The organism is Amycolatopsis sp. BJA-103 (assembly GCF_002849735.1).
GTDB lineage: Bacteria > Actinomycetota > Actinomycetes > Mycobacteriales > Pseudonocardiaceae > Amycolatopsis.
Window position 1 is genome coordinate 7,291,192 of sequence record NZ_CP017780.1, and the last position, 22,317, is coordinate 7,313,508.

25 protein-coding genes are annotated in these 22,317 nt (G+C 68.0%); 17 read left to right on the forward strand and 8 right to left on the reverse strand.

Translation table 11 applies throughout. The features are described 5' to 3' along the window. Positions 1-47: 47 nt before the first annotated feature. Both BKN51_RS32455 and dusB read left to right on the forward strand, forming a co-directional pair. Positions 48-554 carry an O-acetyl-ADP-ribose deacetylase gene (locus tag BKN51_RS32455; protein WP_101611243.1) on the forward strand — a complete coding sequence of 169 codons (507 nt, stop codon included), beginning with the start codon at positions 48-50 and terminating at the stop codon, positions 552-554. Positions 555-618: 64 nt separating this feature from the next. Continuing rightward, on the forward strand, positions 619-1,764 hold the full coding sequence (gene dusB / locus BKN51_RS32460; RefSeq protein WP_101611244.1) for a tRNA dihydrouridine synthase DusB: 1,146 nt from the start codon (positions 619-621) through the stop codon (positions 1,762-1,764). 54 nt (positions 1,765-1,818) lie between these two features. Here dusB and BKN51_RS32465 read toward each other — a convergent pair whose 3' ends face one another. After that, positions 1,819-2,103: a hypothetical protein gene (locus BKN51_RS32465; protein ID WP_101611245.1), complete on the reverse strand. Its 285-nt coding sequence runs from the start codon at positions 2,101-2,103 to the stop codon at positions 1,819-1,821. A 121-nt stretch (positions 2,104-2,224) separates the two neighbouring features. On the opposite strand from BKN51_RS32465, the gene BKN51_RS32470 reads away from it, so the two are divergent. From BKN51_RS32470 to phoU, 5 genes are all read left to right on the forward strand, one after another. Next, positions 2,225-3,058, forward strand: a complete 834-nt coding sequence (locus BKN51_RS32470; RefSeq protein ID WP_101611246.1) for an alpha/beta fold hydrolase — start codon at positions 2,225-2,227, stop codon at positions 3,056-3,058. Positions 3,059-3,116: 58 nt separating this feature from the next. Further along, positions 3,117-3,728 carry an isopentenyl-diphosphate Delta-isomerase gene (gene idi / locus BKN51_RS32475; RefSeq protein WP_101613589.1) on the forward strand — a complete coding sequence of 204 codons (612 nt, stop codon included), beginning with the start codon at positions 3,117-3,119 and terminating at the stop codon, positions 3,726-3,728. A 65-nt stretch (positions 3,729-3,793) separates the two neighbouring features. Next, positions 3,794-4,522, forward strand: coding sequence for a GGDEF domain-containing protein (locus BKN51_RS32480; RefSeq protein WP_101611247.1), 729 nt, complete (start codon positions 3,794-3,796; stop codon positions 4,520-4,522). Positions 4,523-5,374: 852 nt separating this feature from the next. Beyond that, on the forward strand, positions 5,375-6,778 hold the full coding sequence (locus BKN51_RS32485) for an LCP family protein (protein WP_101613590.1): 1,404 nt from the start codon (positions 5,375-5,377) through the stop codon (positions 6,776-6,778). Between the two features lie 80 nt (positions 6,779-6,858). Next, complete coding sequence (gene phoU, locus BKN51_RS32490) at positions 6,859-7,521, forward strand: phosphate signaling complex protein PhoU (RefSeq protein ID WP_101611248.1); 663 nt, start codon at positions 6,859-6,861, stop codon at positions 7,519-7,521. Between the two features lie 587 nt (positions 7,522-8,108). Here phoU and pstB read toward each other — a convergent pair. From pstB to BKN51_RS32520, 6 genes are all read right to left on the reverse strand, one after another. Beyond that, the gene (pstB, locus tag BKN51_RS32495; RefSeq protein ID WP_101611249.1) at positions 8,109-8,885 is read right to left on the reverse strand and encodes a phosphate ABC transporter ATP-binding protein PstB; all 777 of its coding nucleotides are present in this window, start codon (positions 8,883-8,885) and stop codon (positions 8,109-8,111) included. A gap of 10 nt (positions 8,886-8,895) precedes the next feature. Next, complete coding sequence (pstA, locus tag BKN51_RS32500; RefSeq protein ID WP_101611250.1) at positions 8,896-9,813, reverse strand: phosphate ABC transporter permease PstA; 918 nt, start codon at positions 9,811-9,813, stop codon at positions 8,896-8,898. A 2-nt stretch (positions 9,814-9,815) separates the two neighbouring features. Continuing rightward, on the reverse strand, positions 9,816-10,733 hold the full coding sequence (pstC, locus tag BKN51_RS32505) for a phosphate ABC transporter permease subunit PstC (protein WP_101613591.1): 918 nt from the start codon (positions 10,731-10,733) through the stop codon (positions 9,816-9,818). A gap of 210 nt (positions 10,734-10,943) precedes the next feature. Continuing rightward, entirely contained in the window at positions 10,944-12,071 is a 1,128-nt protein-coding gene (pstS, locus tag BKN51_RS32510) for a phosphate ABC transporter substrate-binding protein PstS (RefSeq protein ID WP_101611251.1), read from the reverse strand. Positions 12,072-12,300: 229 nt separating this feature from the next. Then, complete coding sequence (gene mshD, locus BKN51_RS32515) at positions 12,301-13,176, reverse strand: mycothiol synthase (protein ID WP_101611252.1); 876 nt, start codon at positions 13,174-13,176, stop codon at positions 12,301-12,303. A gap of 66 nt (positions 13,177-13,242) precedes the next feature. Then, positions 13,243-13,998 (reverse strand): winged helix-turn-helix transcriptional regulator, encoded by a 756-nt coding sequence (locus tag BKN51_RS32520; protein ID WP_101611253.1) that lies wholly within the window; start codon positions 13,996-13,998, stop codon positions 13,243-13,245. 143 nt (positions 13,999-14,141) lie between these two features. On the opposite strand from BKN51_RS32520, the gene BKN51_RS32525 reads away from it, so the two are divergent. From BKN51_RS32525 to BKN51_RS32565, 9 genes are all read left to right on the forward strand, one after another. Then, positions 14,142-15,035 carry an LmeA family phospholipid-binding protein gene (locus BKN51_RS32525; protein WP_101611254.1) on the forward strand — a complete coding sequence of 298 codons (894 nt, stop codon included), beginning with the start codon at positions 14,142-14,144 and terminating at the stop codon, positions 15,033-15,035. A gap of 22 nt (positions 15,036-15,057) precedes the next feature. Then, the gene (locus tag BKN51_RS32530; RefSeq protein ID WP_101611255.1) at positions 15,058-15,477 is read left to right on the forward strand and encodes a TlpA family protein disulfide reductase; all 420 of its coding nucleotides are present in this window, start codon (positions 15,058-15,060) and stop codon (positions 15,475-15,477) included. A 235-nt stretch (positions 15,478-15,712) separates the two neighbouring features. Continuing rightward, complete coding sequence (locus BKN51_RS32535; RefSeq protein WP_101611256.1) at positions 15,713-16,147, forward strand: DUF4395 domain-containing protein; 435 nt, start codon at positions 15,713-15,715, stop codon at positions 16,145-16,147. 21 nt (positions 16,148-16,168) lie between these two features. Continuing rightward, positions 16,169-17,005 (forward strand): sulfurtransferase, encoded by an 837-nt coding sequence (locus BKN51_RS32540; protein WP_101611257.1) that lies wholly within the window; start codon positions 16,169-16,171, stop codon positions 17,003-17,005. Next, positions 17,005-17,316 (forward strand): DUF1416 domain-containing protein, encoded by a 312-nt coding sequence (locus tag BKN51_RS32545; RefSeq protein ID WP_168214438.1) that lies wholly within the window; start codon positions 17,005-17,007, stop codon positions 17,314-17,316. The genes BKN51_RS32540 and BKN51_RS32545 overlap by 1 nt, the downstream gene beginning before the upstream one ends. A 305-nt stretch (positions 17,317-17,621) precedes the next feature. Beyond that, positions 17,622-18,254, forward strand: a complete 633-nt coding sequence (locus BKN51_RS32550; protein ID WP_101611259.1) for an FABP family protein — start codon at positions 17,622-17,624, stop codon at positions 18,252-18,254. Positions 18,255-18,264: 10 nt separating this feature from the next. Beyond that, positions 18,265-18,876, forward strand: a complete 612-nt coding sequence (pxpB, locus tag BKN51_RS32555; protein ID WP_101611260.1) for a 5-oxoprolinase subunit PxpB — start codon at positions 18,265-18,267, stop codon at positions 18,874-18,876. Next, entirely contained in the window at positions 18,873-19,745 is an 873-nt protein-coding gene (locus tag BKN51_RS32560; RefSeq protein WP_101611261.1) for a biotin-dependent carboxyltransferase family protein, read from the forward strand. The genes pxpB and BKN51_RS32560 overlap by 4 nt, the downstream gene beginning before the upstream one ends. After that, the gene (locus tag BKN51_RS32565) at positions 19,733-20,146 is read left to right on the forward strand and encodes a hypothetical protein (protein WP_101611262.1); all 414 of its coding nucleotides are present in this window, start codon (positions 19,733-19,735) and stop codon (positions 20,144-20,146) included. The genes BKN51_RS32560 and BKN51_RS32565 overlap by 13 nt, the downstream gene beginning before the upstream one ends. Here BKN51_RS32565 and BKN51_RS32570 read toward each other — a convergent pair. Beyond that, the gene (locus tag BKN51_RS32570; RefSeq protein ID WP_101611263.1) at positions 20,139-20,993 is read right to left on the reverse strand and encodes an aminodeoxychorismate lyase; all 855 of its coding nucleotides are present in this window, start codon (positions 20,991-20,993) and stop codon (positions 20,139-20,141) included. The genes BKN51_RS32565 and BKN51_RS32570 overlap by 8 nt on opposite strands. Positions 20,994-21,023: 30 nt before the next feature. Here BKN51_RS32570 and ygfZ point away from each other — a divergent pair, with 30 nt between their 5' ends. Then, on the forward strand, positions 21,024-22,151 hold the full coding sequence (ygfZ, locus tag BKN51_RS32575) for a CAF17-like 4Fe-4S cluster assembly/insertion protein YgfZ (RefSeq protein WP_101613592.1): 1,128 nt from the start codon (positions 21,024-21,026) through the stop codon (positions 22,149-22,151). The last annotated feature ends 166 nt before the right edge of the window (positions 22,152-22,317 follow it).

The following is a 22,317-nucleotide window of genomic DNA, read 5'->3' on the forward strand; positions in this document are numbered from 1 at the left end:
CGAGAAACCTCGAGCTGCCGACACCGGCGGTACGGCAGGATCGGGGCATGACCACAATCGAGGTGGTACTCGGTGACATCACGCACGAGCATGTCGACGCAGTCGTGACGGCGGCGAACGAGTCGCTTCTGGGCGGCAGCGGTGTGGATGGGGCGATTCACCGCACGGCCGGTCCCGAACTGGCCGAGGCCGGCAGCGTGATCGCCCCCTGCGAACCGGGGGACGCCAAGGCGACACCCGCGTTCGGCCTCGCGCCGATCAAACACGTCATCCATACCGTCGGCCCCGTCTGGGACGGCGGCACCTATGGCGAGGCCGACCTGCTGTCGTCGTGCTATCGCCGCAGCCTCACGGTCGCGGACGAGCTAGGGGTACGCAGTATCGCCTTCCCGGCGATCTCGACCGGAATCTACGGCTACCCGCCGGATCAGGCCGCGAGGATCGCGGTCCGCACGCTGCGCGAGACGCCGACGGCGGTCGAGCTGATCCGCCTGGTCGCCTTCGACGAAGAGACCTACGAGCTCCTCACCGCCGCCGCGGCCAAGCGGCCGTGAAACTGACGAGGCGATCGCACCGTATGCCGACACGCTCACCACGTGACCTAGGTCATCAGCGACAATGGAGGACGTGACAGCCACCCTGAGCAAGCCCAGCCTGAAGATCGGCCCCTACGAGGTCGATCCCCCGGTCGTGCTCGCTCCCATGGCGGGCATCACCAACGTCGCCTTCCGGCAGCTGTGCCAGGAGTACGGCGCGGGCATCTACGTCTGCGAGATGATCACCGCCCGCGCGGTGGTCGAGCGCCACCCCGGCACCATGCACATGATGACCTTCGGCGAGAACGAAAAGCCCAGGTCCATGCAGCTTTACGGGGTCGACCCCAAGACGATGGCCGAAGCCGTCCGCATCATCACCGGCGAGGGTCTCGCCGACCACATCGACAGCAACTTCGGCTGCCCGGTGGCGAAGGTGACGCGCAAGGGCGGCGGCGCGGCGTTGCCGTTCAAGCGCAAGCTGTTCGCCGACATCGTGCGCGAGTCGGCGAAGGCCGCGGCCGAGGCGGGCGTGCCGTTCACGGTCAAGTTCCGCGTGGGCATCGACGACGACCACCTGACGTACCTCGACGCCGGGCGCATCGCCGAGGCCGAGGGCGCGGCGGCGGTCAGCCTGCACGCGCGCACCGCCGCGCAGCGCTACTCCGGTCAGGCCGACTGGACGAAGATCGCCGCCCTCAAAGAAGCGGTCACGAGCATCCCGGTGCTCGGCAACGGCGACATCTTCTCGGCCGAGGACGCGCTGCGCATGGTCGACGAGACCGGCTGCGACGGCGTCGTGGTCGGTCGAGGCTGCCTGGGCAGGCCGTGGCTGTTCGGCGAACTGGAAGCCGCCTTTGCCGGGCGCGCGCAGCCCACACCGCCGAATCTCGGCGAGGTCGCCAAGGTGCTGCGCCGCCACACGGAACTGCTCGTCGAACACGACGGCCACGACAAGGCCATGCGCGACATCCGCAAGCACATGGCCTGGTACTTCATGGGTTTCCCGGTCGGCTCCGAACTTCGCCGCGGTTTCGCGATGCTGTCCAGTTTGGACCAGCTCGACGACCTGATCGCCCAGCTCGACCACGAGGCGCCGTTCCCCAGCGCGGCCACCGGTCCGCGCGGGCGGCAGGGATCGCCGGGCAAGGTCACGCTGCCGCACGGCTGGCTCGACGATCCGGACGACGACTGCGTCCCCGAGGCCGAGGACATGCACTCGGGGGGCTAGGCAACGAAAAACGCTCCCGCCGGTCGTGCGGGCGGGAGCGTCTTCGTTCACGACTCAGGTGCCCCTGGTCTTGTAGGCGAACTTCCACTGGCCGTGGTCGACCTCGAAGCACCGCATGGTGATCGTGTAGTACCGGGCCATATTGCTCTGTTCGATCTGACAACTGCTCAGAGTCGAGAACGGCCCGAGCTGACACCCGGGATTTCCGTCACAGACCCCCGCGATCGAAACAGGTGTTCCTTCGGCCACCGCGACATTCGCCGTGGCGACACCGATTCCGCCCGCGAGCGCGACGGAAGCGGCGCCGGCGGCGAGCCGGCGCCTCCAGCTGTTCGACATGTACTACCCCAGTTTCCCCAGTGCGGCCGAGAGCCGGCCGCGGTGATCATTAGAAGGGAATCGGACACACGCCGTCAATCCCTCGCCGGTCGCCCGAAACCGCCCCCGTAAAGTCGTCGTCGTGATCGAGCAGCTGAGCATCCCGACCGCGGCCGGTACCTTCGACGCCATCGCGGCCGGCCCCGAGGACGGCCGCCCTGTCCTGCTGCTACACGGTTTTCCCGAGGCCGCGGTCGAATGGGAGCACCAGGTCGCGACGCTCGGCGTGCTCGGATATCGCGCGGTGGCACCGGATCAGCGCGGCTACTCGCCGGACGTCCGGCCGGAGCAGGCCTCCGAATACGGTATCGACGAACTCGTCGGTGACGTCCTCGCGATCGCGGATCGTTTGGGGTGGAACGAATTCGATCTCGTCGGACACGATTGGGGCGGCGCCGTCGCGTGGTGGACGGCCGACGCGCATCCCGGCAGGCTCCGCAGTCTCGCCGTCGTTTCGACGCCGCACCCGGCGGCGCTGGCGGAGGCCATGAAGACCGACGAGGACCAGCATCTCCGTTCGGGGTACATGACCGAGTGGCGGCAGACCCGCGTCACCGAACGGCGGATGCTCGAGAACAACGCCGACGCGCTGCGCCGCATCTTCGACTGGAAGGTGTCGCCGAGCAAGATCGACGAGTACGTCCGGCGACTGTCCGAACCGGGCGCGCTGACAGCGGCGCTCAACTGGTACCGCGCCGGCCGTCCCGGCGGGAAGATCGGGCCGATCGAGGTCCCGACGCTCTACATCTGGAGCACCGAGGACGCCGCCTTCGGTTCGACGGCCGCGCTCGACACCGCGAACCGCGTCACCGGCCCGTACCGCTTCGAGATGATCGAGGACGCCTCCCACTGGGTGGTGGAAGAGGCACCCGAGGCCGTCACTTCTTTGCTAGTGGAGCACCTCTCGTCCCACTAACAGGGGTAACTCTGGTCGCGGTACCGGTTACAGCGAGCCTGCTGGTTCAGTGGGTCCGGTGAACAACGCGACCGAAGTGGACACCGAACGCATCGTCTATGTCACCGAGGACGGCGAGCCGACCGGCGAAACCGCGCCCAAACTGTCCGCGCACCACGAGAACACCCGGCTGCACCTGGCGTTCTCCTGCTATCTGTTGCGCAGCAGCGACCAGGCCCTGCTCATCACCAGCCGCGCCGCGTCGAAGAAGGTGTGGCCGCGGGTATGGACCAACAGTGTCTGCGGGCACCCCGCACCGGGTGAACCGATCGAGGAGGCCGTCCGGCGCCGCGCCGCCTTCGAGCTCGGGCTTCCCCGGCTGGACGGGCTCCGGTGCGTCCTTCCGGCGTACCGCTACCGGACACCACCGTTCGAGGGCGTGGTCGAGAACGAGTTCTGCCCGGTCTTCGTGGCCTGGGTCGACGAAGACCCGGAACCGCATCCGGACGAAGTCGGCGACTGGCGGTGGCTGAGCTGGAGTGATTACGCACTGTTGCTGAATGATGATGTGACAGACGTGAGTTACTGGGCGAAAGATCAGTTTTCGCAGCTCAAAGACGTCGAGCCGTTTTCGGCCTTACAGAACGGCACTTCGGTGCGTGACAATGGTGCGAAACCGTCGTCCACTTGAGCGATATTCACTTCGGACCGTACCGATACCTCAAGAGCCGCCTCCTATACGACGAAAACCAATTCGTGGCGGAGGTGAACGTGGTAGCCGACGACGAGGCCGCGTTCCCACCGGGCGCGCCGAGTACCGATCTGCTCAGCCTCCACGAGTCGATCGCCGGGGTTCTCGCCACCCAGGGTGACTGGCGACGCGCCTACCACCACCTCAAATCCGCCTTCGACCTCGCCCGTGCCGGCAGCCTGCGGGACACGCTGACGTCCAGCTACAACCGCCGTTACCTCGACCAATGGCTGCACGGCCCGGCCGTCGAACACCGCGGCCCGCCGGGGATCGCGATCGCGCTGGTGGACCTCGACCTGTTCAAGGGCGTCAACGACACTTTCGGGCATCTGGTGGGCGATCGGGTGCTGCGCGAGGTGGCCGACCTGCTGCAACAGGGACTTCCGCCCGAGGCCTTCTGCGCTCGCTACGGCGGTGAGGAGTTCGCGCTCGTCATCCCGGACGTCGACGCCGCCCGCGCGGTGCGCATCGCCGACACCGCCCGTATCCGGGTGGCCCGCCATCCGTGGCCGCGGATCCGGCCCGGCCTCTCGGTGACGATCAGTGTCGGGCTCGCGCACGAGATTCACGCGGAACCGGATCGCACGGTGGAACCCGAGCGGCAGTTGCGCCGCGCCGACGCTTTGTTGTATATGGCGAAACGGGCAGGCCGGAACAAAGTGGCCTATCACGATAAGGAATCGTCGCAGATGATTCCCCACACGATGAACGCCGCGGAGTCCGCGGGCGCCTAGCCACTCACTCGGTTAACCGTCGCACTCTGCGTAACGGTTCCTCCCTTTTAACGCAGCTTTAACCAGGACCGCTCACCCGATCGCATGGACCGTTCGGCGCTTATCGGTACCTTGGGTGAAGAAAATTCCGGGATGGTTGTCGTCACGAACCTGAGGTGTCCGTACGATAACGAAAGAGCTTCGACGCCAGTTGTGAAAGGAGACCGAGTGCCCGACGAGCACCACAACCCGGGAACCGGTCGCCACAGTCACACCGACAGAAGTGCCGGTGAGCGCGGCCGCGGCGGCCGCCGCCGCTCGATGGACACCCACGGCGGGATCAGCGTTTCCGACGTCGTCGCACGTCATACGGGTGAACGCCCGGTCTTCGACCCCGCCGCCGAGACACCCGCTCCGCGCCGTCTCCGGCAGGACGAGCCGACGCCCGAGCCGCCGAGACCCCGTCCGCGCACGGCCAGGGCGGAGGCGCCCGCGCCCCGTCGTCCCCGCCCGGCGGCCCCTGCTGCCCCTGTCGAGCCGCAGCAGCCCGCGCCTCGCGCGGCCGATCCCGCTCCGCCGCAGGCACAGACGCCGCCGCGGAACCCCCAGCCCGCCGAGGCCCCGCGCGCGCCTCGTGCCCGCCTCCCGCGCCGCTCCACGCAGGCCGCGCCCGGCCCGGAAGCACCGACGCAGCGCCGTCCGCCGGTGGTGAACCCGGGCGCGCAGCAGCAGCCCGCGGCGCCGGCACCGCCGCGCCGTCCTCGCCGCCCTGTTCAGCGCCCGGTCCAGCAGTCGCCGGTCCAGCCGCCGCCGGTCCAGCCGCCGGTCCAGCAGTCGCCGTCCCTTTCGCCCGGCGTCCCGCCGCGATCCGAGATGGACCGGCTCACGATGACCGACGAGCTCGAAGCGATCGACGACGCGACGATCACCAAGCGCAAGATCGACCACACGCTCGCCCGGTTCTCCGCCGCGCACGACGAGCTCGAAGCCGAAGAGGCCAAGAAGCGCGAGCGCCGCGAACGGCTCGCCTCGCGTCCTGCCGCGCTGCTGGAGCAGACCCGCACGGCCCTGCAGCGGGTGGTCACGACCACGGACGCCGAACCGGCCGAGAGCGCCGAGCAGTCGTCTCCGCAGACCCGCCTGCAGGAGAAGAAGGAACGCAAGACCAGGCAGGCGGCCAAGGCGGGCCGGATCTCGGCCGCCGTGATGGCCGCGCTCGTGTTCCTGTCCATCGGTTCGGCGTGGGGTGCCCAGACCTGGTTCGACGCGAAGTTCAACAACGTCGCCTCGCTCGACGAGGACTCGGCCGACATCCAGGACGCCGCGGGCCAGACCGGTGACGAGAACTTCCTGATGGTCGGCTCCGACAGCCGTGACGGCGCGGCCGCCGAAGACGGCGTCGGCGACGCGGAAAGCAACCCGGGCGCCCGTTCGGACACGGTCATGATCGCGCACGTCCCCGCCGACCGGCAGCGCGTCGTCATGGTGTCCTTCCCGCGCGACCTCGAGATCAGCCGTCCCGAATGCAAGCGCTGGGACCCGGCGACGTCGTCGTACTCGGACAAGGTCTCGCCCGCGCAGAAGATCACGAAGCTGAACACCGCCTACGCGGTCGGTGGCCCGCAGTGCGTCACGAAGGTCATCCAGCAGATCACCGGCATGAAGATGAACCACTTCGTGGGGATCGACTTCAACGGCTTCAAGTCCATGGTCGACGCCGTGCAGGGTGTCACCGTCTACAACGAGAAGCCCATCGACGACGACACCCTCGGCATGGTCATCCCGCAGGCGGGCGAGGTGCGGATCTCCGGTGACCAGGCGCTGAACTACGTCCGGGCGCGGCACGTCAAGGGCGACCCGACGTCGGACTACGGCCGGATCAAACGGCAGCAAGCCTTCCTCGGCGCGCTGCTGAAGACGGTGATGTCGAAGGACGTCATCCTGGACACCGGCAAGCTCAGCGGCTTCATCGACGCGTTCGCCAAGGCCACCTTCGGCGAGAACCTCGGCATCAACCAGATGATGACGCTGGCGAAGTCGATGAAGGGGATGGGATCGGACAAGGTCAAGTTCCTCACCGTGCCCACCACCGAAGAGGCGAACAAGCGCGGCAACGAAGTGCTGTTGCAGAGCAAATCGAAGACGCTCTTCCAGGCGTTGATCAACAACACGCCGCTGGAAGAGAAGGCCCCGGCGCCCCCGGCGGGCGATACGGAGACCGCTCCGACCGGCTCCGCCAAGACCAGCGGCTCCAAGAAGAGCGGCAGCTCAGGCTGAGGATCATTCGTTAGTCCGGGTTCACGTCAGGTTCACTCTGGGATGCGGCTTTTGGCCCCTGTTCCCCGTAGGGTTGGGCCATGCGTGAGGCTTACCATGTCGAACTCGAACAGCTCGCCGAGAACCTAGCGAGCATGTCGCTCCAGGTCGCCGACGCGATGGAACGGGCGACCCGGGCGTTGCTCGAGGTCGATCTCGGACTCGCCGAGCAGGTGATCAGCGACGACGCGAAGGTCGACGACGCGCGCGCCGAATGCGAGGAGCAGGCGTACGCGCTGCTGGCCCTGCAGGCACCCGTCGCGACCGATCTCCGGACCGTCCTCGCCGCGATCCACGCGGCGGAAAGCCTGGAGCGGATGGGCGATCTGGCGCTGCACGTGGCCAAGGCCGCGCGCCGCCGTCACCCGGACCCCGTCCTGCCCGACGCCGTGCGAGGCGACTTCGCCAAGATGGGCGAGGTGGCCGTCAAGCTGGCCCGGCAGGCCGAGCAGGTCATCAAGTCCAAGGACGTCGAGGCCGCCCGGACGATCGAGTCGGACGACGACGAGGTCGACGAGATCCACAAGCACCTGTTCACGGTCATCATGGACCGGGACTGGGACCACGGCGTCGCCGCGGCCGTGGACGTCACCCTGCTGGGCCGCTTCTACGAGCGCTTCGCCGACCACGCCGTCTCGGTCGCGCGCCGGATGATCTTCGTGGTGACCGGCAAGATGCCCGGTTACGGCCCGGACGAGCTCTAGGAGCTGAAGGGGACTTTCCCCGCATAAGACGTAACGAAGGGGCCCTTCACCGCATGTCACGCGGTGAAGGGCCCCTTCCGCTCTCCAGACGCAGACGGCTGCTTGAGGAAGAGCGTCACGCGCGAGCACGAACGAGAGTGGCCGTGAGCCCCTGGGTCGAGGTGGTCGTGAGTGGCGATTCGGGTTAGAGCCAGGAGTGTCTTTACGTACCTACTGGATTCTGGGTGCGAGTGATTGCAGGTCCGTGAAGGCCTCCTTGCCTACTCTGAAGGTAGTGAAGGAGGCCTTCACGGACTCTGTGATGCCCGGAGGCTGTGTCGCGAAAGCCACTTTCGGGACATCAGACGTCGCGAAAGTGGCTTTCGCGACACCCGAACCGGCTGGTGTTGCCTCACGGTGGCCCGGATCAGCGGCTCCTCAGTCGTGAGTGGCGATTCGGGTTAGAACCCGAATCGCCACTCACGACCACCTGTACCGACGCCCACCTGACCCCGCGCTACCGACGGCACCCCTTCCCCAAGTACGTGAAGGCCCCCTTCATTGCGTCTAACGCAATGAAGGGGGCCTTCACGTACTTGGCCGAAGACTCAGCCGAAGCGGCCCGAGATGTAGTCCTCGGTCGCCTTCTCGTCCGGGTTCGAGAAGATCTTCTCGGTGTCGTTCAGCTCCACCAGGCGACCCGGCTGGCCGACGCCCGCCAGGTTGAAGAACGCGGTCTGGTCCGAGACCCGCGCCGCCTGCTGCATGTTGTGCGTCACGATGACGATCGTGTACTCCTTCTTGAGCTCACCGATCAGGTCCTCGATGGCGAGGGTCGAGATCGGGTCGAGCGCGGAGCACGGTTCGTCCATCAGCAGCACGTCCGGCCGCACGGCGATCGCCCGCGCGATGCAGAGCCGCTGCTGCTGACCGCCGGAGAGACCGCCGCCCGGCTTGTTCAGCCGGTCCTTGACCTCGTTCCACAGGTTCGCGCCGCGCAGCGCGCGCTCGGCGACCTCGTCGAGCTGCTTCTTTCCCTTGGTACCGCCCAGGCGGAGGCCCGCCACGACGTTGTCGCGGATGGACATCGTCGGGAACGGGTTGGGCCGCTGGAAGACCATGCCGATGGTGCGGCGGACCTGCACCGGGTCGACACCGTTGCCGTAGATGTCCTCGCCGTCGAGCAGCACCTCACCCTCGACGCGGGCGCCGGGGATGACCTCGTGCATGCGGTTCAGCGTGCGCAGCACCGTCGACTTGCCGCAGCCCGACGGGCCGATGAACGCGGTGACGTTCCGCGGCGGCACCGAGAGGGTGACGCCGTCCACGGCGTGGAATTTGCCGTAGTAGATGTCCACGTCTTTGACGTCGATTCGTTTGGCCATCTCAAACAGCTCACTTCTTCTTCGGGGCGACAAGACGGGCAAAGAGCATGGCGAGGAGGTTCACGATCGCGATGATCAGCACCAGGGTGAGCGCGGCGCCCCAGATCCGGTCGAACGCGACGGTACCTTCGTCGAACGGGTTGCTGACCCGTTCGTTGTTCATCAGAAGCGGCAAGGCGGCCTGTTCGCCACCGAAGATGTCCCAGTTCACGTAGGCGGAGTAGCCCACGAGGACCAGCAGCGGCGCGGTCTCGCCCATGACCCTGGCGAGCGCCATCATGATGCCGCCGATGATGCCGGACAGCGCGGTCGGCAGGACGATCTTCATGATCGTCTTCCACTTCGGCACGCCGAGCGCGTAGGAGGCCTCGCGCAGGTCGTCCGGGACGATCCGCAGCATCTCCTCCGAGGAGCGCACGACCACCGGGATCATCAGCAGCACCAGCGCCAGCGACACGGCGAAACCGCTGCGCGGGAGGCCGAACGTGGTGATCCACAGCGCGTAGATGAACAGCGCCGCGACGATCGAGGGGACACCGGAGAGGATGTCCACCATGAACGTCGTGATCTTCGCGAGCTTGCCGCGGCCGTACTCGACCAGGTAGATCGAGACCAGCATGCCGATCGGGACCGCGATGACCGCGCAGACCAGGCCCTGCAGCACCGAACCGATGACGGCGTGCAGCACGCCGCCGCCGACCTCGTCCGACAGCACCGAGCCGAAGTCCTCGGTCCACCAGTTGCTGTAGGGGATCCGCTTGACGCCGTTGATGACCACCGTGGCGAGCAGCCACACCAGCGGCACGACGGCGATCAGGAACGACAGCCAGATCAGGACCGTCGCGATGCCGTTCTTGGTCTTCCGCGCCAGGCTGACCTGTTGGAAGGCGGGGGTGGACGCGGGGGTCTTCTCGAGCGTGGTGGACATGCTCAGTCCCCCTTCTTGGCGATGATGGACCGCGCGGCGAAGTTGACGATGAACGTCAGCAGGAACAGCACCAGGCCCGCCGCGATGTACGCGCCCGCCGAGATCTCGTTGTTGAGCTCCGCGTAGTCCGCCGCGATCTTCGAGGCGAACGTGGCGCCGCCGTCGAAGAGGCTCCAGGTGAACTCGCGGCCCACCGCGCCGGTCAGGATGATCGCGAGTGCGATCGTCTCGCCGAGCGCGCGGCCGAGACCGAGCATCGAAGCACCGATGTAGCCGGCCTTGCCGAACGGCAGCACCGTGGTGCGGATGACCTCCCAGCGGGTGGCGCCCAGCGCCAGCGCGCCTTCGATGTGCGGGGTCGGGGTCCGCTCGAACACCTCACGCGACAGCGAGGTGATGATCGGCAGGATCATCACGGCGAGCACGATGCCCGCGGTGAAGATCGTGCCGCGCATGTCCGGCGAGACGTTGCCCGCCGCGAAGATCGGGATCCACGAGAAGGTGTCGTTGACCCACTGGGAGAAGGGCTCGATCGTCGGCGCGAAGACCATCAGGCCCCAGAGGCCGTAGATGATCGACGGGACGGCGGCGAGCAGGTCGATCACGTAGGCGAACGGCTTCGCGAGCCGCTTCGGCGCGTACTGCGTGAGGAAGAGAGCGATCCCGAGCGAGATCGGCATCGCGATGACCAGCGCCAGCAACGCGCTGTAGACCGTGACCAGCAGCAGGCCCATGATGCCGAACTTCATGTCGTTCGGTTCGGTCTGCCAGGTCTGGCTGGTCAGGAAGTTGGCGTTGTCGGCCTGGAGCGCCGGGATGGCCTGCACCAGCAGGAACAGTCCGATCAGGCCGATCAGCGAGACGACGAAGACGCCGGCTCCGGTGGTCAGGAACTGGAAGATGCGGTCACCGGGCCGCACCGTCCTGGAATTGGGGCTCGCGAGTTGCACCGAGGACTTCTCGGGCGGTGACGCGGCAGGTTGCTCCGAAATCGGGTCCTCCGTGAAGGTCTCGCGGACGCCAGAACGCCCACCGGGGTCGCCGGTGGGCGTTCTGGGCGAAGACGAATCGCTCATCGACTACTTCTGTCCAGCCTGTCTTTACTGATCAATCGCCAGTGTGCAACAGGGTCAGGCGATGGCCTTGACGGCGGTCAGGACCTTGTCCTGCAGGCTCTGCGGGATCGGCACGTAGCCCTTGTCCGACAGCGGCTTCTGACCGTCGGTGGCGGCGACGTTCAGGAAGGCCTTGACGGCCTTGGCGACCTCGGCGTCGGCGTACTTGGAGCAGACGATCTCGTAGGTGGCGAGGATGACCGGGTAGGAACCCGCGACGTTGCTGGAGTAGATCGCGTTCAGGTCCAGCGAGAGGTCGTTGGAGCCTTCCTTCTTGAACTTCGCCGCGTCGAGGGCCTTGGCGACGTTCGCCGCGGTGAGCTCGACACCGCCGGAGCCGCTGTCGATCAGGGCGGCGTTGATGCCGTCCTTCGCGAACGCGGACTCGACGTAGGTGATGGCGCCGTCGGTGGCCTTGACCGCGCTGGCCACACCGTTGGACTTCTCGGCACCGTTACCGACGCCACCGTTGAACTTCTTGCCGTCGCCCTGGGTCCAGGCGCCCTTCGAGGCCGCCTTCAGGTACTTCTGGAAGTTGTCGGTGGTGCCCGACTCGTCGGTGCGCGAGATGACCTGGATCGGCTTGTCCGGCAGGTTGACGGACTCGTTGCCCTTGACCGCCTTGATGGCCGCGTCGTTCCACTTGGTGATGCCGCCGTTGAAGATCTTGGCGGTGACCTCGGGGGTCAGGGTCAGCTTGTCGACGCCGGAGACCTTGTACGCGACGGCGACCGGGCCGATGACGAGCGGGAGGTTCCACGCGTCCGAGGCGCAACGGGCCTTGGCCTTCTCGGCCTCCTCGCCGTCCTTGAGGGGCGAGTCCGAACCGGCGAAGTCGACCTGGTTCGCGTTGAACTGCTTGATGCCCGCGCCGGAGCCGCTGGGGTTGTAGTTCACCTTCTGACCGGCGCACTTGGCGGCGTACTGCTGCACGAAGATGTCGATCGCGGTCTTCTGCGCGGACGAGCCCTCGGCCGAAAGCGGGTTCTTGCCGCCGCATTCGACACCGGCCGTCCCGCTGGGCGCGGACGCGGCGCCCGAGCCCTCGGTCTTCGTCGCCGCCGGGTCGGATCCACAGGCGCCGAGCACGAGGGCGGCGCTAGCCACGATGCCGATCGCGCCCGCGGGCCGCATGATCTTCACTGCATTTCCTCCACTGGGAGACTTTCGCCGGATCGGTGGAACGGGAACGTTCCTGCCGGATCCGGACACTAAGCACCGACAGTGGACAGGTGGCCGTCAAAGGGTGAACGACAAGTGAACAAGGCGTCTGATGTGAGCAGCGTGACTAGTCCGATCGGGGTCCGTGTCCCTGCCGTGACCTGCGCGTCTGCTCTCCGTGACCGGTCAAGTGCCGCAAGTGTGAACGCGGTTACCGAGCGTATTGGACGTCGACCTCGTATCGGGTGAAGCCGAGCTTCGAATACACCGCGAGCGCGGGGGCGTTGTCGCCCTCGACGTACAAGATCACCTGCCCCAGTCCGCGGTCGCGGAGATACCGCAGCCCGGCGAGGGTGAGGGCCTTCCCGAGGCCGCCGCCCTGCGCGTCCGGATCGATGCCGACGACGTAGACCTCGCCCACGGGCTCGCCGCCGAACCGGCCGGGGACCGCCTCGTGGACCTTCGTCCAGTGGAAGCCGACGACCTCGCCGTTCTCCTCCGCGAGGAAGAAGCCTTCGGGGTCGAACCAGGCTTCCTTCTCCGTCGCGCGGACCTCGTCGGCGGTCAGCGCGCCTTGCTCGGGGTGCCAGTCGAAGGCGCGTGCGTTGACGCGGACCATCGCTTCCTCGTCCTGACCGGGGACGAACGCGCGCAGCGTGACACCTTCGCGGGTCGCGGGTTCCGGCCAGTCGGCCGTTTCGACGTCCGCGTGCAGGATCAGCAGTTCGCGGGCGCGCTCGAAGCCCTCGGTCCCGGCGAGGTGGACGGCGCCGGGGTGATCGCCGTGCGCCCAGACGCGCAGCGGCTTCCCGCCGGCTCGTTCGACGAGCGCCCGGATGAGGGCTCTGCCATGACCGGCGCGGCGGTGCGCGGGGTGGACGAACAGCTCGGCGACCTGATTGCCGTGCGAGTCGCCTTCGGTGTCCAGGTGCGCGTACGCGACCAACTCGCCGTCCGAGTGCCCCAGAAGGTGCTGGCCACCGGCGAAACCGGTGTCCTCGGGACGACCGTCCTCCTCGCGCACGGCGAGGAGCAGGCCGCGGATCTCTTCCGTTTCCGGTTCACCGGTCCACGTCGGATCAAGCATGAAATCGACCCTACCCGGGAACCCCGTACCCGCCTGGACGTCTTGTCAGGCAGGAGAGGAAGGGATTCAGTGCGCGGAAAGCTCGCTCGGCTCGTAGACGCTCGCGTCCGGGGCGACGGCCTGCTGCTGCTTGGCGGCGGACCCCTTGGAGGGGCGCTCGAACTTGTAGCCGACGTTGCGCACGGTCCCGATCATCTGCTCGTGCTCCGGCCCGAGCTTCGCGCGCAGGCGCCGCACGTGGACGTCGACCGTGCGCGTGCCACCGAAGAAGTCGTAACCCCAGACCTCCTGCAGCAGCTGGGCGCGGGTGAACACCCGGCCGGCGTGCTGCGCGAGGTACTTGAGGAGCTCGAACTCCTTGTACGTGAGTTCGAGAGTGCGCTTGCGGAGCTTCGCGGTGTAGGTCGCTTCGTCGATGACCAGTTCACCGACCCGGAGCTCGGCGTCGACCTGGGACGCGGCGCCGTCGCGGGTGGTGACCAGCCGCAGCCGGGCGTCGACCTCGGCGGGGCCGGCCGTCGGGAGCAGGATGTCGTCGGTGCGCCATTCCGCGCTGACCGCGACCAGCCCGCCCTCGCCGACGACGGCGACGATCGGCGTGGAGGCCTCGTCCTCACCGGCGCCCTTGAGCAGACGGCAGAGGCTCTTCGCGGAGGCGAGATCGCTGCGTGCGTCGAGGACGATGACGTCGCGGTGGCCGGCGTCGAGCAGCGCGGTCACTTCCGGAGGACGGACGCGTACGGTGTGGGGCAGCAGATCCAGGGCGGGAAGCACCGCGGTCGCGTCGGGTTCCGCAGTCAACACCAGAAGGTCCAGGCTCATCGCCGCACCGCCCTCACTTGTAGTCGCCTCGAACGTGGCTACAGCCGGTGCTTGGTGAGAATAGCGGGTGAACACCCGGGGACCTACCCCGTGCTGGATCGATCACACCTGGCCAAAGAGGTTTACGAAGGAGATTTGACGCGATGGTGAGCAGGCCCGTGGCGCGTGACGACCGACCGTCCCCCGGCCGGTCCGCCAAGCGACCGAAGCGGCGTGGCCGGGGCTGGCTCATCGCCCTCGCCGTGCTGGTGGTCCTGCTGGTCGGAGCCGATTTCGGGGCGGCGGCGTTCGCCGAGCACACGATCTCCCAGAAGGCCCGTGAACAGCTCGCCCTGAAGAACGATCCGGCGGTCACCGTGCACGGTTTCCCGTTCCTCACGCAGGCCCTTTCCGGTGACTACAGTCACATCACCATCAACGCCCAGGGCGTGGCCGTTCCGCCGAAGTTGAGTGATGTGGACTTCAACGCCGACATGAGCGACGTCACGGCGCCGCTGTCGGATCTGATCAACGGCAACACGAAGGCGATCTCCATCGCGACGCTCAAGGGCGAGGTGACCATCAAGGCCGCCGACATCGCGAAGCAGGCTCCGCTCGACAAGATCCAGAACCTGAAGATCGAACCGGTCACCGAGGACTACGTCCGCAACGGCGAAAGCGGCCAGGGCGAGACGACGCCGCCCACCACCAACGCGCAGGGCGAACCGATCGACAGCTCCAGCGCGGGCATCCGGCTGTCCGGCAACGTGCAGATCGCCGGTCAGAAGGTGGAGATCTTCTGCTTCGCGATGATCGAACTGAAGGGCCAGAAGATCAGCATCGAGCCCAAGCGCCTGCAGTTCGGGAATGACAAGGAGACCACCGTCGTTCCCCAAGCGGTGCAGGACGCGCTGCTGCCGAACTTCAACGCGACCATCGACACCGGCGCCATGCCGTTTTCGGTGACCCCGACGTCGGTGCGCGTGAGCAGCGGTTCGGTGACCATCAAGGGCGAAGGCAAGAACGTCGCCTTCAGTGGAGCGAAACCACAAGGTTGATCCGACGCAGGGGTGAGCTGATTTGACCGGAGTGTGGGTGCTGCTGGGCGTTCTGGTGCTCGGCGGGGTGGCGGGCGCGCTGCTCCAGGCTCGGAACGGCCGCGTGCGAGCGGCCAAGTCCAGCGCGTCCACACTGCCGGAGCGCGTCTCCGCCGCCCTCGCGCCCGAAGGCGTCACGCTGATCCAGATCTCCACCACGTTCTGCGCGCCTTGCCGCCACACCCGCGTGATCCTGTCCGCGCTCGCGGAGAAGACCGACGGCCTCACCCACGTCGATCTGGACGTCACCGAAACCCCGGAAGTCGCCCAGGCACTTTCGATATTGCGGACTCCGACGACGCTGGCCTTGACGCCCGACGGCCTCGAGGTTTTCCGCGTCGGCGGCGTTCCCCGAGGTCAGGACCTTCTCGAGGCTCTGAAACCCCACCTGACGAACGCCTGATCCCGAATTTTGGGAAGCGTCCCAAGGTGTGAACACGGTTCCCAACCTGAGGGAGCTCTGCGTACCCTCGTGCCCGTGAACAGGCTGCCCCGAACCTTGCTGACCCAGCGCCGCGCAGTGGATCTGTGCCGCGTTCGCAGCAGCCTGTGTCCGGCCTGCTGATCGCGCTTTCGAAGCCGCTGCCCCGTGCCCGTCCGGCACGGATCTCTTTTCCCTCTCGTTCGCAGGAGGATCCATGTCCGCAGGACCGGCCGTCGACCCCCGGGGTCCGCGTTTCGCCGCCATCCTGACGACGATCGTGCTCGCGGTCGTGCTCATCACCCAGTGGTGGCCACTGCTCGCGGCGCAGGCGGTGGTGTTCGCGATCGGTGCCTTCATCGGACTGAAGCCGGCGCCGTACTCCCTGGTCTACCGCTACCTCGTCGCGCCGCGCCTCGGCCCCACGACCGAACGCGAGGACGCCGCCCCGCTGCGGTTCGCGCAGGCCGTCGGTTTCGTGTTCGCCGTCGTCGGCACCGTCGGCTTCGCCGCCGATCTGACCGCGCTCGGGCTCGTCGCGACGGCGTTCGCGCTGTTCGCGGCCTTCCTCAACGCGGCGTTCAACTTCTGTCTCGGGTGCGAGATGTACCTGCTCATCAAGCGTTTCAGTCCCAGCCCTCGCGCGTCCTAACCCAGAAAGAGAGTCAGCTCCATGAGCCGTGAAGACGTCCTGGTCACCACCCAGTGGGCCGAGGAGAACCTGGACACCCCGGGTGTCGTGTTCATCGAGGTCGACGAGGACACGACCGCGTACGACAACGGACACATCCGCGGTGCGGTGAAGTTCGACTGGCGCAAGGACCTGCAGGACGGGGTCCGCCGCGACTTCGTCAACAAGGAGGGCTTCGAGAAGCTGCTGTCGGAGAAGGGCGTCTCGAACGACGACCGCGTGGTTCTCTACGGCGGCAACAACAACTGGTTCGCCGCGTACGCGTACTGGTACTTCAAGCTCTACGGCCACGAGAACGTGCAGCTGCTCGACGGCGGCCGCAAGAAGTGGGAACTCGACGGCCGTGAGCTGAACTCGGAAGAGGTCAAGCGCGAGGCCACCGCGTACAAGGCCAAGGAGCAGGACCTCTCGATCCGCGCGTTCCGCGACGAGGTCGTCCAGGCCATCGGCGCCAGCAACTTCGTCGACGTGCGTTCGCCCGACGAGTTCTCCGGCAAGCTGCTCGCCCCGGCGCACCTGCCGCAGGAGCAGTCCCAGGTCCCGGGCCACATCCCCGGCGCGCTGAACGTCCCGTGGGCGAAGGTCGCCAACGAGGACGGCACCTTCAAGACCGAGGGCGAAATCAAGGAGCTGTACTCCGACGAGGGCCTCGACGAAGCGAAGTCCACGATCGCGTACTGCCGGATCGGTGAGCGCTCCTCCATCGCGTGGTTCGCGCTGCACGAGCTTCTCGGCTACGACGCCGTGAAGAACTACGACGGTTCATGGACGGAATACGGCTCGCTCGTCGGCGTGCCGGTCGAGTTGGGAGCCAAGTGATGGCGGCAGACGACAGCTGCGGCGCGCCGGTCCAGGAGGCCACGCCCGCCGATTACGACACCCGCGGCCAGGTAGTGCTGGCGGGCAAGGTCACCGGCGCCGAAGGCCCGATCGGCGGCGCCTTCGTGCGGCTGCTGGACGGCGGCGGCGACTTCACCGGCGAGGTCGTCTCGTCGGCTGACGGCGACTTCCGCTTCTACGCGGCCCCCGGCGACTGGACGGTGCGCGCGCTGCACAAGAGCGGTAACGGTGAAGCCTCCGTCACCGCTCAGGGTCCCGGCGTCCACCAGCTCCAGGTCTCGGTCGCCTAACTGCTACTGAAGGGGCCCTTCACCGCTCCATCCATGCCCCCGCCGCCGCCCTCAACTGAGGCGCTGCGCGCCCGGCCTGGATTCCAGCGGTGAAGGGCCCCTTCGTCATGTCTGATGCGGGGAAAGGCCCCTTCAGCTCCTGTGGGCACTGCCACGGACCCTCAGGAGGCCCGTCCGGGCAGGTAGCGACTAAAGTGCGTGTCGTGGAGATCCTGTTTACGACCCTGCTGGTGCTCGCCGGCGTCGCGATCACCTGGTTCGCCGTGTACGTCGTCTACCGGCTTTACGCGGACCAGCGCTGACCCATGACTGCGAGTGGCGACGAGGCCATCCAGGCCGCGGAGAAGCGCGCGGAAGAAACGCGCGAACGCAACCTCCCTCCGTACGGCACCCTTCCTGACCTGCCCATCCCGGGCGACACGGCGAACCTGCGCGAGGGCCCCAACCTCAATGACGCCTGCCTGGCGCTCTTGCCGCTGGTCGGCGTCTGGCGCGGCGAAGGCGAGGTCGACTACCCGACCATCGAAGGCCCGCGCCGGTTCGGCATGCAGCTGACCATCGCGCACGACGGCCGTCCCTTCCTCACGCACGAGGCCCGCGCCTGGCTGCTCGACGAGGACGGCAACGTCATCCGTCCCGCCGCGCGGGAGTCCGGGTTCTGGCGCCCGCAGGCCGACGACACGATCGAACTGCTGCTGACCCACAACACCGGCATCGTGGAACTCTTCTACGGCAAGCCGCGTGGCAAGGCTTCGGTCCCGGCCTGGGAGCTGGGCACCGACGCCGTCGTCCGCACATCGTCGGCCAAGGACGTCACGGCCTCTTCGCGGCTCTACGGCATCGTCAACGGCGAACTCGGCTACGTCGAGGAGCGAGCCATGATGGGCCAGGAACTGCAGCCGCACACGTCGGCGCTGCTGCGTCGCGTGGTGGGCTGACCGTCTCCCCGTGCGGTGGCGTGCCTACGGCGAGCACGCCGCCCTGCTCGACTGCGATTCACTGACCCAGACGATCGCGGCGCACGCCACGGTCTCGGCCGCGCGTCCGTCCGGGATCGCCGAACTCGTCCCCGGCGCCCGCAGCCTGCTGATGGTGGAAACCCCCGGCTCGTGCGCCCTCGCGGCCGTCCGTGAACTCCTGGCGGGCGCCGATCTCGAACATCCGCCCGACGGCGAACCCCGCGAGATCACCCTCGACGTCACCTACGACGGCGAAGACCTCGAACTCGTCGCGCGGGACGCCGGAGTGTCCATTGAGGACGTCGTACGGCTGCACGCCGATGCCGTCTACACCGTGGCGTTCACCGGGTTCGCGCCCGGTTTCGGTTACCTGACAGGACTTCCCGAGTCACTCCGGCAGCCGCGGTTGTCGACTCCCCGCACGCGCGTGCCATCGGGTTCGGTCGGGATCGCGGGCGAGTTCACCGGGGTCTACCCGCGCGTCTCGCCGGGCGGCTGGCGGCTGATCGGCCACACCCGCACCGTCCTGTTCGATCCGCGCGCCGACCCGCCCGCGGTGCTGGCGCCCGGCGATCGCGTGCGGTTCCGGAGTGCCGGATGAGGGCCCTCGAAGTGGTCGAGACCGGCCCGCTGGCGCTGGTCCAGGACTTGGGCAGGCCCGGCTACGCGCATCTCGGTGTCCCGCCGTCCGGCGCGCTGGACGTCCCGGCGCTGAAACTCGCCAACCGGCTCGTCGGCAACGACGAGGCCGCGGCGGGTGTCGAGTGCCTGTTCGGCGGGCTGCGACTGCGCGCGACGACGTCCTGCACGATCGCGGTGACCGGCGTGGCCGTCCCCGTCGAGGTCGACGGCCGCCCCGTCGGCTCGCACGCGCCGGTGTGGCTGGCCGAGGGCCAGGTCGTGGCGATCGGTACGCCCGCCACCGGCCTGCGGTGCTACCTGGCGGTCTCCGGCGGGATCGCGGTCGACCCCGAACTCGGCAGCCGTTCGCGGGACGTCCTCTCGGAGATCGGGCCCGCTCCGCTGAAGCCGGGCGACGTGCTCCCGCTCGGCACCCCGTCCTTGCCCGGCGGCGCCGACGTCGTACTGCCCACGATCGCTCCGGCCGAGCTGGTCGTGCCCGTCGAGCCGGGGCCGCGGGCGCACTGGTTCGAAGACCTGGCGGCCGGGCTCGCGAAGACCTGGACGGTGACGGCGGAATCCAACCGCGTCGGTCTCCGGCTCGACGGGCCTGCCCTGACTCGCGGAGACGACTACGCGGAGAAGGAGCTACCGAGCGAAGGCCTGTTGACCGGCGCCGTGCAGGTGCCGCCGAACGGGCTGCCGGTCGTGTTCTTGGCGGATCATCCAACTACCGGTGGTTATCCGGTGGCGGCCGTGGTGAGACGGGCGTCACTCCCGGCCCTTGCGCAGGCCCGTCCCGGAACCCTTCTCCGCTTTCACTCGTCCACGAAGGTGTGGAACAGGTAAAGGTCGACGGTGGCACAGGTGTCATCGACACAACTTCGGTCCCCACCCAACCGGAACTCCCGCAGTCCTTGCGGATCGCGCTGGCGACCGGTCAGATGCGGCGTCCGCTCGGCGATACGCTCCGCCCGCTTCTCGATCTCTTCGCCGACGGCGAGTACCAGGTCACCGGTCCCGAAAGACTGGCCGAGGACCGCTATCTGACCCCGAGCGCCGACTGGCCGCCCGCCGACGTCTCGCGGGTCGGCTACTACCGGACGGCGATCAAGAGCGGGCACCGGCCGGTCGCGGTCGTCCTGGAGACCATCGACGCGGCGGTGATCCTCGACGGGCACCACAAGATCGCGGCCTACCGCGAAGAAGCGATCCTGCCGCACCTGCTGATCATCAGCCCGCTCAGCTGATCGCGTATTCGCTCTCGTACGCGGCGGCCAGCTCGGCGTGGATCGCGCTGGAGTCGCTCAGCGCGACGCCGTCGAGAGTGTGCACCCTGGTCAGCTTGCGGACCGACGAGGCGAGGAACAGCCCCTCGCCCTCGCTGAGGTCCTTGACCTGGAGCGGTTCGACCTTGATCGACCAGCCCGCCCGCTCGGCACCCCGGAACAGCGCCGCCTGCGTCGTCCCCGGCAGGATGCCGATGCTCGCCGGCGGCGTGTAGAGCGTCTTGTCCTTCGCGAGGACGACCGTCGAAGTCGGCCCTTCGAAGACCGAACCGTTGGCGGCGGTGAAAATCACATCGCTCGCGCCGCGGCGCGCGGCCTCCCGCAGCGCGGCCATGTTGACGCCGTACGAAATCGACTTCGCGCCCAGCAGCAGCCACGGCGCGCGCTCGGCGAGCTCGGGCTCGATACCGCGCTCGAGGGTGATCGCCGCAACACCTTCGACGCGGGCGCGCTGGACCTTCCCGTCGATCTCCACGCCGAGCGCGAACCCGAACGGCTTCGCCTCCGGATCGCCGTCGATTCCCCTGGTGTACACCAGTTTCAGGGCGATCTCGGCCGGTCCGGACCAGTTGTCGATGACCGTCTGCGCGGCGCGCTCCCAGGCCGCGAGGTCCGGCTCCGGCAGGTCGAGCATGGCCGCGGAACGGGCCAGCCGATCGAGGTGCGGACGGAGCTCACGAGGGCGGCCGTCGACGACGAGGATCGTCTCGAACACGCCGTCACCGCGAAGCAGTCCGAGATCGTCTACCCGCAGGTGGGCGGCTTCGGGGTCGGCCAGGGTCCCGTCGAGAAAGGCAAGCACGCGCATACGGACACGGTACTCACTAGCATGGGTTTCATGCCCTACCGCTCCCCCCTGCTCGACCTCCCCGGACCGATCGCGGCACCCGACGGGCATCCGGAGGAGGGAGTCCCGTGGCATTGGGGAGATCCCTTCGCCGAACAACGGACGGCGACGCGCGGCGCGGTCGTGATCGACCGTTCGCACCGCGAGATCCTGGCCGTGACCGGGGAAGAACGCTTGTCCTGGCTGCATTTGGTGATCTCGCAGCACGTCACCGGACTCGCCGAGGGCACCGGCACCGAAGCTCTCGTGCTGGACACCCACGGCCGCGTCGACACCCACATGGTCGTCGCGCACGCGGACGGAACGGTGTGGCTGGACAGCGACAGGGGCGCGATGGCGTCCAGCGCGTTGCCCTCCGGCGGCAAGCAGACCCTGCGCGAGTACCTCGAAGCGATGAAGTTCTGGTCCAAAGTGGACATCCGCGATGTCTCGGACGAGCTGGCGCTGATCACCGTCCTCGGGCCTGACGCGGACCGCGTGCTGGCCTCCGTGGGTGTCTCGCCGGCCTCGGACGCGTACTCGGTCGTGTCCCTTCCCGGCGGTTTCGCGCGGCGGATGCCGTGGCCGGGACGGAACAGCGTCGACCTCGCCGTTCCTCGCGCCGAGCTCGCCGACTGGTGGCGCCGCCTGACCGACGCGGGCGCCCGGCCGGCGGGCAGCTGGGCGTTCGACGCGCTGCGGGTCGAGTCGCTGCGGCCGCGGCTGGGGCTCGACACCGACGAGCGCACGATCCCGCACGAGGTGAACTGGGTCGACTCCGCCGCGCACGTGGCGAAGGGCTGCTACCGCGGTCAAGAGACCGTCGCGAAGGTCCACAACGTCGGGCGGCCGCCGCGGTACATGGCGCTGCTGCACCTGGACGGTTCGCCGGAGATCACGCCGGAGACCGGGGACCCGGTGGTCCTCGGCGAACGGACGGTCGGGCGCGTCGGCAGCGTGGTGCAGCACCACGAACTGGGACCGATCGCGCTGGCGCTGGTCAAACGCTCGACGCAACCTGGTGCCGAACTGCTGGTGGGCGCCGAGGACCGCGTCGTGCAAGCGGCCATCGATCCGGACTCCGTGCCGGGCGAGGCCCCGGCTCCCGGACGGGAAGCGGCACAGCGGCTGCGAGGCTGACGGCTGGGGCTTCTGGCTTGGTAGTGCGTGTCGTGAAGGCCTCCTTACCTACCCTGAGCGTAGGTAAGGAGGCCTTCGCTACCTCTTGCCGCGCCACTTTCGCCCCAGCAGTACCACCAGTCCCGACGAGAGCGCGGAAGTCCCCCTTTCCTCGGCTCAGCGAAGG